Origin of the sequence: Planococcus rifietoensis (assembly GCF_001465795.2) — a bacterium.
Taxonomy (GTDB): domain Bacteria; phylum Bacillota; class Bacilli; order Bacillales_A; family Planococcaceae; genus Planococcus; species Planococcus rifietoensis.
In genome coordinates this window covers 1,990,917-2,005,349 of the sequence record NZ_CP013659.2, presented here as the reverse complement: position 1 = coordinate 2,005,349, position 14,433 = coordinate 1,990,917, and the positions used below count along the sequence as shown (strand labels likewise).

The window sequence follows — 14,433 nt, the reverse complement described above, 5'->3', positions numbered from 1 at the left end:
TCCTTTGGAATTTTCTTATTGAATATATAGCCTGTTTTTAAATTTATAAACCTCCGCTGGAAATTAAAAAGCTTCCCTGCAAAAGGGAAGCGCCAGTTTATGATTTTAAGGGTTGTTCGTTGAGCGTTTCTTTTGCTTTTTCCTGTACCGAAATGCACAGATCCTGTTCTGCCAACCGTTTTAAGGTGGTCAATGGCGTGGCTGCGTTAGCGGCGACGCCTTTGCGGACTTCGGGATGCTGATCGAGTGACAAGTCAACGAGGAGCCCTTCGCAATTAATGGAACGTGCGAGCTCAGCCCGTTTAAGGTAATCCATTTTCAATACAGCTGCTTCATCATAAGGAGACCATTCTTTCTTTGATGCATAAAATAGAAGATTGCTGTCCATATTCCGCACTCCCGCTCAAATTAGTATGATATTCGTGATCCATGGGTTTATTATAGCATAATATGGATATAATACTATAAAAGTGCCTATCAATTCTGAAAATTAGCAAAAAAATTCATTTTCCAGTCCAAAAGAATCATGCATGCAATTTATTTCATCAAAATAGGAGGGAGCCGGAAACTTTTCTTCAATGGAGACCGTCTATAACTATATGAAAGATAAAGAATGGCAGCATATATCACTTCCTTTTTTTATCGTCCATGCTATAATAATGATGGATATGTATGTAAAATGAGAGTTTTTTAAGGAGGAAGGACATGCTATACCTGACACTGGTTGTGGCATTCATCGCTTCGATTCTCCTGACACCCCTTGTGAAGAGATTCGCATTTCGCATCGGGGCAGTGGATCGGCCCAATTACCGAAAAGTACACGCAAGGATCATGCCGCGGTTAGGCGGATTAGCCATATTCGGATCATTTTTGATCGCTTATCTATTCCTTCAACCAAAGGATCCGGTTTCAGCTGCATTTGAGTCTTCGCTGATCCCGATTGAAACAGCAATCATTATCGGTGCGTTTTTGATCATCGTGACGGGCGTCTTGGATGATATGCTCGAAATTACAGCGAAGGCCAAAATGCTTGGCCAGCTGGCTGCAGCCGGCGTCGTGGTCATTGGCGGCGGGCTCGAAATTTCATTCATTAACTTGCCGTTCGGGGGCGTTTTGGATTTCGGCTACTTCAGCATTCCGTTGACGATCATTTGGATCGTCGGCATTACCAATGCCATTAACTTAATCGACGGGCTGGATGGTTTGGCTGCAGGCGTTTCAACTGTTGCGCTTTTGACACTGACGGCGATGGCCTTCATCATGGGCGATATTTTCGTTATGTCGACAGCTGCCATACTTGCCGCAAGCTCCATCGGCTTCCTGTTTTATAATTTCCACCCCGCAAAGATCTTCATGGGGGACACAGGGGCCTTGTTCCTTGGCTTCATGATTTCCGTCCTCGCTTTGATGGGTTTCAAAAACGTGACAGTCGTTGCCTTGATTATCCCGATCATCATGCTCGGCGTGCCAATTTCGGATACGTTCTTTGCCATTGTGCGCCGCGTACGCGAGAAAAAATCAATCTCAGAAGCAGACAAATCGCATTTGCATCACTGCTTGCTGAACATCGGGTTTTCGCATAGCCAAACCGTTCTGATCATTTATGGTATTTCCGCGTTGTTCGGGCTTGCAGCTTTGCTATTCTCCCAAGCGACATTATGGGGAGGCATCCTGCTAATCGGCGTTATGCTTCTGGCAATCGAATTGTTTGTGGAAGTGGTCGGTTTGGCAGGGAAGAATTACCGCCCATTGATCAATTTAGTGAGAATGATAGGAAAGTAAAAAGCGGCTGCGGCCGCTTTTTTATTTTGCCAAAATGATTAAAGACGCAAAAAAAACCTAACAACCGTAGTGGTTGCCAGGTTTTTTATTCTTCTTCCTGATCTGATCCGGTGGCTGGAAAAGCCTGTTCGGTAAGGTCTTCTTCATTCAAGGACAGATTGGACGTGTCTGGTTTTAGGCCAAGATGGCTTTGGAGAATATCTTTCAATTCCTCAAGCGACTCTTCATCGGGCATGTAATAGTAAATGCCAGTCGACATATCATCGTATCCTTGGACGCTCATCGATTCTACATCCGGCTTGCCGTTTTTCGCATATTCGAAGAATGCCTGCATATCGCGGAAACTCAAATTGGTTTTCATGTTATCCCCGACTGCATCAATGACATTGCCGTATTTACTGATGGATCCCGCGGATAAGGCTTTATCCATGATCGATTCAAGAATCATCTGCTGGCGCTTTCCTCGTTCAATATCATTGTCATAATAACGGGTTCTCGCTAAGGCCAAAGCTTCACTTCCGTTAAGCTGCTGGATTCCTTCTTCGAGTTCAATCGCATTGTGTGAATCGGTTTCATCTTTTTCTTTCAAATCATACGGCACTTCTGCTGTGATTCCGCCGAGTGCATCAACGACATCGACAAAAGCATCGAAATTCATCGTCATGTAATAATCAACCGGCACATCGAGCAGGCCTTCGACACTTTCGATTGTCGAACGAGGGCCGTTCAGTGCATAAGCGTGAGTGATTTTGTCTTCATAGCCTGAGTCAGGAATGAAAGTGTACGTATCACGCGGAATACTGACCAGCTTCACTGATTTGTCTTCATTGTTCAAGGTCGCCAACACTAAGGCATCTGAACGGATGTTATCGCTGCTTTGGTCACGTGCAGCGCTATCGTCGATTCCGATGAACAAAATCGAGATATTGTCGTTCAGCGGTTCAACTTGTTCTTCACGAAGATCTGATTTGTCGCGTCCATCTGCAGATTCATAGGCGTTGTTCGCGGCAAACTCGGCTTTCTTTACTAGCCAAATTCCAAATGCGGATAAACTGATCAACAGGGAGACGGCCAGAATGGCAGAGATCTTAATGATTTTCCGCCGGCGGCTGGACTTGACCTCCCGCTGCATTTTTCTACTCATTATAGTTGCTCCTCTAAAGGGGGATTATGTGCGGCTTTGGTAGTAGCCAAGCACATGAATGTGACTTTTCACTAATCTGATGGACATAGTGAATTTACGAATTTTCATTTTTTTGTGCTGTGGATATTATACAGTGATTTTTTCTGCGCGTAAATGAAAAGAAACTAAGCGTGGGGAAATTCGAGGAATTCGCTGTACGCTGACTCGATTTCAGCTTGCCCATTCGTCAGTTCATTGACCCAGTCGATAAACTGCTGTTCTTTTTCGACTGGCACATGGATGGATAGCACCACGGCATCGGAATAATCGATTCCTGCCAATGGATAATCCGACTGGCGGATTTCGTTTTCGATTTTGCCGAGCCATGTATAATCGATGGACACTTTCATTAAATGATGCAAACGGCGTTCCACTACACCGGAAGCAGCAATCGCTTCCGAGGCGGATTTTCCATAAGCGCGGATCAGCCCGCCGCCGCCCAATTTGATGCCGCCGTAGTAGCGCGTCACCACCAGCACAGTATCTTTCAATCCCTGTTTCTTCAGTACTTCCAGCATAGGAACGCCTGCAGTCCCGCTGGGTTCCCCGTCGTCGTTCGCTTTTTGGATGGAATCGTGTTCACCGATGATGTACGCTGAACAATTATGGGTAGCTTGGCGGTGTTTCAATTTGATGGAATCGATGAAAGCGATTGCTTCCGCCTCCGTTTCGGCCCTTGCTGCATGGCCGATGAAGCGAGATTTGTTTATGAGTATTTCTGCATTGGCAGAAGAACCTACTGTTATGTAATTTTCTCGCATTTTTATTCCCCCTGTTGTAAAATGAAATCAGATAATTTGTAATGTATTCTTAATATGCTGTTGCGTATATAGTGATATACTTGTTAAAGCCCGTAAGGCGAAAGAAGCAAAGAGACGGATGGTTACAGTAAGTATAGCTAAGGCGGTTTTAGAATGGCAAAGAAAAACGATGGAACTTCATTAGATTCCATCTTTGACGAGCTGGTCGCAAAGATGGACCAGTCGAAACAGGATATTTTCGCCATTAGCGAAGAAAGTCGCCGCAGCTATGAAGAGATGAAGGACGAATTGGAGAATGTCAGGGCGAACATCAGCCGCATCATTGCGGAAGGTGACGCACTTGAAGAGCGGACCCGCTCGGCACGCCGGCGACTCGCAGAATTATCGGGTTCATTCGAATCTTTCACTGAAAGCCAGGTTCGTGAAGCTTTTGAGCTGGCCAACGAATTGCAAGTGCAATTATCCTTGAACCGCGCCGAGGAAAAAAAGTTTCGGCAAAAGCGGGACCGCCTGCAGCGTAAGCTCCAGAAACTGCTTCAGACAATCGAACGTGCAGAGCGGCTAGTCAATCAAATCAATGTGGCCACCAATTATTTATCGTCGGATCTGGAAGATTTCGGGGATGCGGTCGACAAGTCGAAGAGTAAGCAGGATTACAGCTTAAGGATTATCGAAGCTCAAGAAGAAGAGCGCAAGAGGCTATCGCGTGAAATTCACGACGGACCGGCCCAGATGATGGCGAACGTCCTGCTGCGTTCGGACTTAATCGAAAAAACCTACCGCGAAAAAGGTGCGGATAAGGCCTTCAAGGAAATTTCTTCGTTAAAGGATATGGTGAGGCAAGCGCTTACGGAAGTCAGGCGCATCATCTATGACTTGCGTCCAATGGCGCTCGATGATCTCGGGCTGGTCCCGACATTGAAAAAATATCTGGAGACGATTGAAGAATACAATCGCGGCGTCCGGCTGTTTTTCCATTCCAATGGAAATGAGGTCCGGCTCCCGAATAATTTTGAAACTTCCATTTTCCGGCTCGTGCAAGAAGCGGTCTCGAATGCGATTCGCCACGGCAAATCGACAGATATCGAAGTCAAGATGGAATGGCTCACTGAGCAGGTGTCCATCATCATCAAAGACAACGGATCTGGCTTTGACCAGGAAATTGTCAAAGACCAGTCATTCGGCTTGACCGGCATGAGAGAGCGGATCGAATTGATCGGCGGAGAATTCTTCATCAACTCCACGCTCGGCGAAGGAACGGTGTTAATGTTTCATATCCCGCTGAAGGCGGGTATGTAAGATATGGTATTTTGAGGAGGACGACATAATGACAAAAATTATTATTATTGATGACCACCAATTGTTCCGGGAAGGCGTTAAGCGCATTCTGGACTTTGAAGAATCATTTGAAGTGGTCGCAGAAGGCGGAGACGGCGAGGAAGTCATCAAGCTATACGAAGAGCATCAGCCGGATGTTGTGTTGATGGATATCAACATGCCGCAAAAAAATGGCGTCGAAGCAACGGGTGAACTAATTGAGAGATTCCCGGACGCCAAAGTCATTATGCTGTCCATTCACGATGATGAATCGTATGTGACGCATGCCCTTAAAACAGGCGCACTCGGCTATATGCTGAAAGAAATGGATGCAGACGCCATCATCCAGGCGATCAAAGTGGTCGCAAAAGGCGGCTCTTACTTGCATCCGAAAGTGACCCGTAATTTGGTGATGGAATTCCGCCGTTTGAGCGAACGTGAAAACAAAGGGTCTTTCCATCAAACAGAGATCCGTCGCCCTTACCATTTACTGACAAAACGCGAAAGCGAAGTTTTGCAGCTATTGACGGACGGACAGAGCAACCGCGTAATCGGTGAAACCCTGTTCATCTCAGAAAAAACAGTCAAAAACCACGTCTCGAGCATTCTGCAAAAAATGCAGGTCAATGACCGTACTCAGGCAGTCGTCACAGCTATTAAAAACGGTTGGGTAGAAGTACGTTAAAAAAACATTTGGCGGCAGCGGATTCCGATGCCGAAAATTAAAAAAGCGCTGGAAGCCAAAGCTTCCGGCGCTTTTTTACATGCGTCCGATGCAGAACTGATAGATCGATGCAGTGACTAAGCAGTCCCCGAGCGCATCATGGGCGTTGTGTTCGAGCTCAAGATAGGCGGATAATGTCGTCAATTTGTGGTTCGGTGTTTCGGTGATGAATTTACGTGCCAGCCTGACCGTATCAATGACTTGGTAAGGCGGCACCGGCGTGATGTGCTCAAGAGCATAAAGGAAGCCCATATCAAATGGGGCGTTGTGGGCGACAATCGGCAAATCGCCGATAAAGTCGATCAGTTGGGGAGCAATTTCCTCGATGACTGGCGCATCTTGGACGTCTCCGTTGCGGATGCCGGTGATGCGGGTGATCGTGCTGGAAATCGGCCGTTCCGGATTGATCAGCAGGTACATCGTATCTTGTTGTTGATGCCCGATATATTTAACGGCACCGATTTGGATGATCTTATCATCGCCGGCACGCAAGCCAGTCGTTTCAAAATCCAACACGATATAGTCGTCTGCCGGTTCCATCGTCAAATTGTATTTTTTCGCTCGTGCAGCGGTTCTTCTTTTCGGATATGTGCGTGTGTCATTCATCTTCTGGTTGAGCAAGCGCTCTGCCTCCCATTTTTCCAAATGATCGTCTCCTTTCGGTTTCCTTCCATTGTACATGACAGTGGAAGGAATTGTCCTGTCGCATATTGACACCGTTTCTTCATTGTATTCCGTGTGAGGCTATGGCAAAATGAGCGCAGGAGGAATGCATCATGAAAAAATGGATAGTTGCAACTGGGCTCATATTGGCGCTCGCAGGTTGTTCGGACGAAGACGATTCGTCGGTCAATGGCAATACTGCAGAAGACGGCAATGCCACCAATGAAAATAATGCGGTTGAACACGGGATCACAGACCAAGAAGTAGGGTTTACATTGGACGATGAGGGAGACGTCGTCGCTGCGGATGTTCCAGAAGCTGAAAAGCAGGAACTCCTTGGCGCGTATGAGGAATACATCGCGGCTTTTAATGCTGAAGACATGGACCGCTATATGGCGATCATCGCTGAAAATCCGGATGGCTTTGACCGTGAAGAAGACCAGCAGGCATTGAGCGAAGCCTTTGAAAACTACGACACGACATACACGACGAGCGACGAAACAATCGTCAAATACGAAGAGGACCGGGCGGAAGTGTTTGCCACCATCAATGTGGAAATGAATGAAGCCGGCACGGAGCAAGGAATGCAGCAATCCGGCCGCCAAGTGGTCGTTTTCAAGAAAGAGCAGGACGAATGGAAAGTGACAAGCCTGCATTTCATCGGAAATCAATAATGAAAAACTAAACGAAGGGCTTTTCCTGGCAGGCAAATGGATGCTTGTAGCCGGAAAAGCTTTTTTGGATTCGCGCCACGCTAATTAATGTTGGAAATAGACCTTTCAATGGACAGGATTTTCTGTCTATTAGCAGGCAAGTTTTGGTAAGATAGCAGTGGAGGCTGATTGAAAATGAAAACAGCAATTGTGACAGATAGTACAGCATATATTCCGCAGCAGCAGGCAAAAGATAAAGGCATACATGTGGTGCCTCTTCAGATTACATTCGGCAATGAGTCCTATGCGGAAACTGAATTGGATGCTGTGGAATTTTACGAAAAAGCGCGTGAAGAGCTCCCGAAAACCTCTCAGCCGCCAATCGGGGAGTTTATTTCATTATACGAGCAACTTTCAGGGCAACACGAGGAAGTGGTAGCCATTCACCTGTCCAGCGGCATCAGCGGAACAATGGCTGGATCGAAGCAGGCGGGGGAGATGACCGAAGGCGTGGATGTCCACGTGTTCGATTCTGAAATCGCTTGTGCCGTTCAAGGGTTCTATGCGCTAAAAGCAGCGGAACTGGCGGAGCAAGGCATGGATGCCAAAGGAATTTTGGCAGAACTTGAGGAAATGAAAAAAACCTTGCGTGCTTATTTCATGGTGGAAGACCTTCGCCATTTACAGCGCGGCGGGCGTTTGTCAGGAGCGCAAGCGTTGGTCGGCAGCATGCTTCAGATCAAACCGCTGCTGCATTTCCAGGACAAGCTGATCGTTCCGTATGAAAAGATCCGCACACGAAAAAAGGCGATGAACCGCATTGCGGAAGAATTGAAGAAAGACTGCGGCAAAGAACCGCTTCAAGCGACGGTCATCCACGCCAACCGGCTCGAAGAAGCGGAAAGATGGAAAGCGGAGCTTGAACTGGCCTGCCCGGATGTGGAGTTCACGATTTCTCATTTCGGTCCGGTCATCGGCACGCATTTAGGAGAAGGCGCGATGGGCCTTGGCTGGGCAAAGAAATGACCGGCCAAGGCCTTTCGGCTATAAAAAAGGAGGAAATCCATGCAAGCAATCGAAGCATTTTTAACAGGAAGGATATGGATAAAGCAATTCATTCCGTTCCCGGAAGAAGTCACACAGGAAGCAATCGATAAAGGAAGTGTACGCGTAGTCAGCGGTATATCGGCTGACGGCCAGTGTACAAGATGTCTGGAGACGTCGCCCGATTATGTGATTCCATTCCAATGCGCAACGTGCGGCGAAGTTTGCCGCTATTGCCGGACATGCATCAAGATGGGGCGCATCAGCAGCTGCACAGAATTGGTTTTGTGGACATCTCCAGCACTTCCAAAATCCGCCCCACGTGCCTTCGGGTGGGCCGGCAGCCTGACGCCCCAGCAGGCAAATGCATCAAAAGCCATCTCCGAAAGCATCCGAAAGCAAGAAGATCACCTCTTGTATGCGGTATGTGGTGCCGGAAAAACAGAAATTCTATTTTCCCCGATCTATGAAGCGCTGCAAAAAGGATTGCGCATTTGTGTGGCTGCACCGCGTACCGATGTTATCCTCGAACTCTCACCCAGGTTCAAGCAGGCATTCCCCAATGCCACCGTCCACACACTCTACGGCGATAGCCCCGAACAAACCGGCTACGGCGAAATCATCCTGGCCACCACCCACCAATTGTATCGATTCCAGGAAGCTTTCGATTTACTATTCGTCGACGAAGCGGATGCTTTCCCGTATTCGCTTGACCCATCGCTTGAACGGGCTGTGAAAAAAGCCGCCAAGCCGTCCGCTCCCGTTATCTACATTTCCGCCACCCCATCGAAAACACTCCAAAAACAAATTGCCGAACACTCCACCATATTCAGGCGCTATCATGGCGCGCCACTGCCAGTTCCCGCTTACCGGGCGATGTGGAATTATGAACGCTGTATCCGAAAAGGCAAGCTTCCTCTCCCATTAAAATACTGGATAGAAGACAAGCTTCAGAAAAAGCAGCCGTTCCTTTTATTTTTTCCGTCCATCCAGTTGATCGAACTAGCAAGCCCGCTGCTGAACAAAATCGATTGCACAATTGATGCTGTCCACTCGAAAGATCCACAGCGCAAAGAAAAAGTGATGCAATTGAGGGAAGGCGGCTTATCCGGTCTTGCCACCTCCACCATTTTAGAACGCGGCATCACCATACCCCGGTTGCAAGTCGCCGTCATCGGAGCCGATCACCGGGTATTCGACCGGGCAGCGCTCATTCAAATTGCCGGGCGGGTCGGGCGAAGCGCGACAGACCCTACTGGAGACGTCATCTTTTTCCATAATGGCATCACCAGGCAAATGGACGCGGCAAGGGAAGCGATTCGCTTCTATAACAAGGAGGGAAAAGCATGAACTGCTGTCTATGCGACCAAGCATTGCGCTTTGTTCCCTCGTGGCGCGGCATTTTTTTGTACGAACCTCCAGAATTGGTGTGCCAGCTGTGCCGAAATGAATTTTCGAAAATCATCGGGCAAGTCTGCAAATTTTGCGGCAAAGAAGGCGAAGCGATATGCAGCGACTGTTCTTATTGGGAAGAGCATGGCTACCGCGATCTCATTCGCTCAGGAAAAGCCCTTTACCGCTACAACGAGGCCATGAAAGACTGGTTCCACCAGTACAAGTTTTTGAAGGATGTCTTATTGGCTCAAGTGTTTGCCAAAAATTTCCGGGAAGCTTTGAAGAATGAGCGGGCAGTGGTCGTGCCGATTCCACTGAATGAAGAAAAGCTCCACGAACGGAGCTTTTCGCAAGTGGATCAATTGCTGCTAGCGGCAGGTGTTCCGTACCGGCATTTGCTCGAGAAATGCGGCGAAACTTTGGGGGAGAAAACACGTCAGGAACGGATGGCGACAAAACAATTGTTTCGACTGAACGGGGAAGCGGTCCCGAAACAGCTGGTGCTGGTGGATGATCTTTATACGACAGGCACCACCATGCGGCAGGCTGCAAAAACTTTGCAAGAAGCGGGCGCAGAGTCAATCCGCATACTCACTTTGATTCGCGCGTAATGGAATAGCCAATTGACTCTTAGGCAATAAAAAAACAGCTGCGTAGCAGCCGTTTGTGTTAATGTTCATAAATCATTTTGCGTGTCATGCCGCCGTCAATCGTCAAACACTCCCCAGTGATGAAAGAATTGTCCGGATTCGACAAGAACAGGCATGCTCTAGCAATGTCGTCCGTAGTGCCGACGCGTCCGCTCCAATGCTGCTCATGGTCGACTTTGCGGAGCTCTTCCCGGTCGCCGGTATGTATCCAGCCAGGGGCAATAGAGTTTACCCGGATGCCTTTTGTATGGAGGCTTGCTGCGAGTGAATGGCTGAGGGCGAAAATCCCGCCTTTGGAAGCGGAGTAGCTTTCTGTCCCTTGTTCGGACATGAACGCTCTTGTCGATGACATATTGACGATTGAGCGGATGTCTTCGTTCATATAACGGGCAGCTTCTCGGCTGCAGATAAACACACTCTTCAAATTCGTGTTGAGCACGCGGTCCCAATCTTCTTCCGTCAACTCCCAAAGCGGCGTGAATTCCGAAATGCCGGCATTGTTGACCAGCACATGGATACTGCCGTGCGCGTTATGAATGTCGGAAAAGACGCGTTCGACTTCCGAAAAACTTCCTACGTCACACCGGCGGTATTCCACTCCGTCGATTTCGACTTCTTCAATATCCAAGCCGATGACGTTTGCGCCTTCTTTTTGGAAATATTGTGCTACGGTTTTCCCGATGCCTTGTGCGGCACCTGTCACTACAATCGTTTTATTTGTAAACATGGACTTCATCTCCTTGTCATATTGTTTACCTTTTTACTACAGCGCTGAAACTTTTTACGTTTCAAGAAGGATTCCGTAGGGAACAACTAGAAATAGATAGATAGCAAAACAGAAGGAGGAGTTCACATGCTGCAATTCAACATCAGAGGCGAGAATATTGAGGTAACTCCCGCAATACGCGAACACATCGAGAAGAAGGTAGAGAAAATCGAACGCTACTTCACCGATGGAGCGAATGCAACAGCGATGGTCAATTTGAAAACGTATAACCATAACCAAACAAAAGTGGAAGTTACAATTCCGATGAAAAACCTAACACTACGTGCTGAAGAACGGCACGATGATCTCTATGCAGCGATCGATTTGATCGTTTCAAAACTGGAGCGTCAAATCCGCAAATATAAAACGAAAGTCAACCGCAAATTCCGTGACCGCGAAGGAATGGGTCTCGCGTTTGCTATAGCTGAAAGCGAAGCGCAGAATAATGGTTCTTCGGAATCGGATGATGAGGAAGACTTGAAAATCGTCCGTACAAAACAATTCGATTTGAAACCGATGGATGAGGAAGAAGCGGTTCTTCAGATGAACATGCTCGGGCATAGTTTCTTCGTCTTCACAGATGCTGAGTCAAACGGCACGAACATTGTCTACAAACGAAAAGACGGTTCTTACGGATTGATCGAAACAACTTCATAACATTAAAAGCCTCCTGTAACGGGAGGCTTTTGTTATGCAGTGATTTATATGCGCACTTACAGAATCTTCACTTGTACGGAGCTGTATCAATAACCGGTTGTTTTTGGCATGATTTTGTGGAGTGGCGAAAAATGCATTGTTTGCACGCTTTATAGTGCAGTGTTAAAATGAATGGTGAGATTTTTTTTGAAAATGCTGCATATGATTAAGATAAACCCAAAGAATGAAAATATGAGCAATAGCGGTTTCTACGCTGTCTTCAGCTGGAATCGCCATGCAGGGAGCGGTTAAACATGCTTGGAGTATTGAATAAAGTATTTGACCCGAACAAACGGGATTTAAAACGATTGGAAAAAGTGTCAGACCAGGTGGAAGCGCTGGCCGATGAGTATACGGCCAAGACAGACGAAGCCTTAAAAGCAAAAACAGCCGAATTTACAGCACGTTTCGAACAAGGCGAGTCGCTCGACGACATGCTGCCTGAAGCATTTGCGACTGTGCGCGAGGCATCAAAGCGCGTACTGGGGATGTATCCATTCCGCGTCCAGATCATGGGTGCTGCATCGCTTCATCAAGGGAATATTTCCGAGATGAAGACTGGTGAAGGTAAAACTCTGACTTCGACGATGGCTGTCTATTTGAATGCCATCACGAAAAAAGGCGTCCATGTCGTGACCGTCAACGAATACTTGGCGAGCCGCGATGCTGAAGAGATGGGCCAGCTCTACAATTGGCTCGGCCTGACGATTGGGCTCAACGTCAACAGCTTGACGAAAGAACAAAAACGCGAAGCTTACCAAGCAGATATCACCTATAGCACGAATAATGAGCTTGGCTTTGATTACTTGCGCGACAATATGGTCCTTTATAAAGAAGACATGGTTCAGCGCCCGCTTCATTTTGCCGTAATCGATGAAGTCGATTCAATCTTGATCGACGAAGCGCGGACGCCATTGATCATTTCAGGCCAGGCGGCAAAATCCGCACAGCTATACATGCAGGCGAATGCGTTCGGCCGGCTGCTGCAAAAGGACTCTGATTATGCTTACGATGAAACGACAAAAGGCGTCGTGCTGACGGAAGAAGGCATCGAGAAAGTCGAGAAAGCTTTCAGCGTTGACAACTTATTCGATTTAACCCATGTGCGCTTGAACCACGCGATCAACCAATCGCTAAAAGCGCATGTCACGATGCAAAAAGACGTCGACTACGTTGTTCAGGATGGCGAAGTGGTCATTGTTGACCAATTCACCGGCCGACTCATGAAAGGCCGCCGCTATTCAGACGGTCTTCACCAGGCGATCGAAGCAAAAGAAGGCCTCGAAGTCCAGAACGAATCGATGACCATGGCCACAATCACGTTCCAGAACTACTTCCGCAAATACGAGAAATTGTCAGGTATGACCGGTACGGCAAAAACGGAAGAAGAAGAGTTCCGCAATATTTACAACATGAACGTCATCTCCATTCCGACGAACAAACCGATCATCCGTGATGACCGTGTCGATTTAATTTATGCGACAACAGAAGGCAAGTACAAAGCGGTATCTGAAGACATTATCGAGCGCCATAAAAAAGGGCAACCGGTTCTTGTCGGTACCGTAGCGATCGAAACGTCCGAAATCATTTCCGCGTATTTGACCAAAAAAGGCATCAAGCATTCGGTCTTGAACGCGAAAAATCACGCACATGAAGCTGAAATCATCCTAGATGCCGGCCAAAAAGGTGCCGTCACGATTGCCACGAATATGGCAGGCCGCGGAACGGATATCAAATTGGGTGAAGGCGTCATCGAAGCGGGCGGACTCGCTGTCATCGGTACGGAACGCCACGAATCCCGCCGCATCGATAACCAGCTGCGCGGTCGTTCTGGACGCCAGGGAGATCCCGGCGTGACGCAATTCTATCTTTCGCTTGAAGATGATTTGATGCGCCGCTTCGGTTCGGACTCCATGCGCAATATGATGGGCAAACTGGGGATGGACGATTCCCAGCCGCTGCAATCACGCATGGTGACGCGTTCTGTCGAATCTGCCCAAAAACGGGTGGAAGGCAATAACTTCGATGCACGTAAACGTCTTTTGCAATATGATGATGTGTTGCGTGAACAACGTGAAATCATCTATAAAGAGCGTATGGAAGTGCTCGAGACCGATAATATGCGCGAACTTGTCGACAATATGATCGATAGCTCGATCGGCCGCATGGTCGCAAGTTATACAACAGCAGAGAAGCCGGAAGAGTGGCACTTGAAGTCGTTGACGGAAGTGATTTCTGCCAATCTCCTGCCGGAAGATACTATCACTGAACAAGATCTGGAAGGCAAAAGGCAAGACCAGATCATCGAATTCGTGCGCAGTAAAGTAACAGCGCATTATGATGAAAAAGAAGTTGAAATGACGCCTGACCGCATGCGTGAATTCGAGAAAGTCGTCCTGTTGCGTTCAATCGATACGAAATGGATCGACCATATCGATGCGATGGACCAGCTGAGACAAGGGATTCACTTGCGTGCATACGGCCAGAACGATCCGCTTCGTGAGTACCAGAACGAAGGCTTTGCCATGTTCGAAGCGATGATCGAGGCGATTGAAGACGACGTGGCGAAATACGCCATGAAAGCGGAAATCAAGAATAACCTCGAGCGTGAAGAAGTGGCAAAAGGCCAAGCTGTCAACCCGAAAGAAGGCGGAGATGCACCACGCAAGAGAAAAGAGCCGGCACGCCGCGAGATGGAAGTCGGGCGCAATGACTTATGCCCATGCGGCAGCGGTAAAAAATTCAAGAACTGCCATGGGGCAGCTTCGTAAACGAGTGTTTATGGCCGAAGAGCAAAAG

Annotated in this window: 14 protein-coding genes; 9 read left to right on the top strand and 5 right to left on the bottom strand. The window is 47.8% G+C overall.

Features of this window, described 5'->3' with window-relative positions; translation table 11 throughout:
* Positions 1 to 97: 97 nt before the first annotated feature.
* Positions 98 to 388 (bottom strand): hypothetical protein, encoded by a 291-nt coding sequence (locus tag AUC31_RS09995; protein WP_058383346.1) that lies wholly within the window; start codon positions 386 to 388, stop codon positions 98 to 100.
* 317 nt (positions 389 to 705) lie between these two features.
* Here AUC31_RS09995 and AUC31_RS09990 point away from each other — a divergent pair, with 317 nt between their 5' ends.
* Complete coding sequence (locus AUC31_RS09990) at positions 706 to 1,782, top strand: glycosyltransferase family 4 protein (RefSeq protein ID WP_058383347.1); 1,077 nt, start codon at positions 706 to 708, stop codon at positions 1,780 to 1,782.
* An 85-nt stretch (positions 1,783 to 1,867) separates the two neighbouring features.
* Here AUC31_RS09990 and AUC31_RS09985 read toward each other — a convergent pair whose 3' ends face one another.
* Both AUC31_RS09985 and AUC31_RS09980 read right to left on the bottom strand, forming a co-directional pair.
* A complete protein-coding gene (locus AUC31_RS09985) occupies positions 1,868 to 2,926 on the bottom strand; it encodes an LCP family protein (protein ID WP_058383348.1) in 1,059 nt (352 codons plus the stop codon).
* A gap of 164 nt (positions 2,927 to 3,090) precedes the next feature.
* Positions 3,091 to 3,726 carry a YigZ family protein gene (locus AUC31_RS09980; RefSeq protein WP_058383349.1) on the bottom strand — a complete coding sequence of 212 codons (636 nt, stop codon included), beginning with the start codon at positions 3,724 to 3,726 and terminating at the stop codon, positions 3,091 to 3,093.
* A gap of 153 nt (positions 3,727 to 3,879) precedes the next feature.
* Between AUC31_RS09980 and AUC31_RS09975 the strand changes: the two genes are divergently transcribed.
* A complete protein-coding gene (locus AUC31_RS09975; RefSeq protein WP_058383350.1) occupies positions 3,880 to 5,025 on the top strand; it encodes a sensor histidine kinase in 1,146 nt (381 codons plus the stop codon).
* Between the two features lie 28 nt (positions 5,026 to 5,053).
* Positions 5,054 to 5,728, top strand: a complete 675-nt coding sequence (locus AUC31_RS09970; protein WP_058383351.1) for a response regulator transcription factor — start codon at positions 5,054 to 5,056, stop codon at positions 5,726 to 5,728.
* Positions 5,729 to 5,803: 75 nt separating this feature from the next.
* Here AUC31_RS09970 and AUC31_RS09965 read toward each other — a convergent pair whose 3' ends face one another.
* Complete coding sequence (locus AUC31_RS09965; protein WP_058383352.1) at positions 5,804 to 6,412, bottom strand: 3'-5' exonuclease; 609 nt, start codon at positions 6,410 to 6,412, stop codon at positions 5,804 to 5,806.
* Between the two features lie 131 nt (positions 6,413 to 6,543).
* Between AUC31_RS09965 and AUC31_RS09960 the strand changes: the two genes are divergently transcribed.
* The 4 genes from AUC31_RS09960 to AUC31_RS17945 all read left to right on the top strand — a co-directional run bounded on the left by AUC31_RS09960 (position 6,544) and on the right by AUC31_RS17945 (position 10,133).
* On the top strand, positions 6,544 to 7,104 hold the full coding sequence (locus AUC31_RS09960) for a DUF4440 domain-containing protein (RefSeq protein ID WP_058383353.1): 561 nt from the start codon (positions 6,544 to 6,546) through the stop codon (positions 7,102 to 7,104).
* 174 nt (positions 7,105 to 7,278) lie between these two features.
* Positions 7,279 to 8,109, top strand: coding sequence for a DegV family protein (locus tag AUC31_RS09955; protein WP_058383354.1), 831 nt, complete (start codon positions 7,279 to 7,281; stop codon positions 8,107 to 8,109).
* Between the two features lie 39 nt (positions 8,110 to 8,148).
* The gene (locus tag AUC31_RS09950; protein WP_058383355.1) at positions 8,149 to 9,477 is read left to right on the top strand and encodes an ATP-dependent helicase ComFA; all 1,329 of its coding nucleotides are present in this window, start codon (positions 8,149 to 8,151) and stop codon (positions 9,475 to 9,477) included.
* Positions 9,474 to 10,133 carry a ComF family protein gene (locus AUC31_RS17945; RefSeq protein WP_237150588.1) on the top strand — a complete coding sequence of 220 codons (660 nt, stop codon included), beginning with the start codon at positions 9,474 to 9,476 and terminating at the stop codon, positions 10,131 to 10,133. The genes AUC31_RS09950 and AUC31_RS17945 overlap by 4 nt, the downstream gene beginning before the upstream one ends.
* Before the next feature lie 58 nt (positions 10,134 to 10,191).
* Here the strand turns inward: AUC31_RS17945 and AUC31_RS09940 are convergent, their stop codons facing one another.
* Positions 10,192 to 10,899: an SDR family NAD(P)-dependent oxidoreductase gene (locus AUC31_RS09940; protein WP_058383356.1), complete on the bottom strand. Its 708-nt coding sequence runs from the start codon at positions 10,897 to 10,899 to the stop codon at positions 10,192 to 10,194.
* A gap of 126 nt (positions 10,900 to 11,025) precedes the next feature.
* On the opposite strand from AUC31_RS09940, the gene hpf reads away from it, so the two are divergent.
* Together hpf and secA are read left to right on the top strand one after the other, a co-directional pair.
* Positions 11,026 to 11,595 (top strand): ribosome hibernation-promoting factor, HPF/YfiA family, encoded by a 570-nt coding sequence (gene hpf / locus AUC31_RS09935; RefSeq protein ID WP_058383357.1) that lies wholly within the window; start codon positions 11,026 to 11,028, stop codon positions 11,593 to 11,595.
* 293 nt (positions 11,596 to 11,888) lie between these two features.
* Positions 11,889 to 14,405, top strand: coding sequence for a preprotein translocase subunit SecA (gene secA, locus AUC31_RS09930; RefSeq protein WP_058383358.1), 2,517 nt, complete (start codon positions 11,889 to 11,891; stop codon positions 14,403 to 14,405).
* Positions 14,406 to 14,433: the final 28 nt, after the last annotated feature.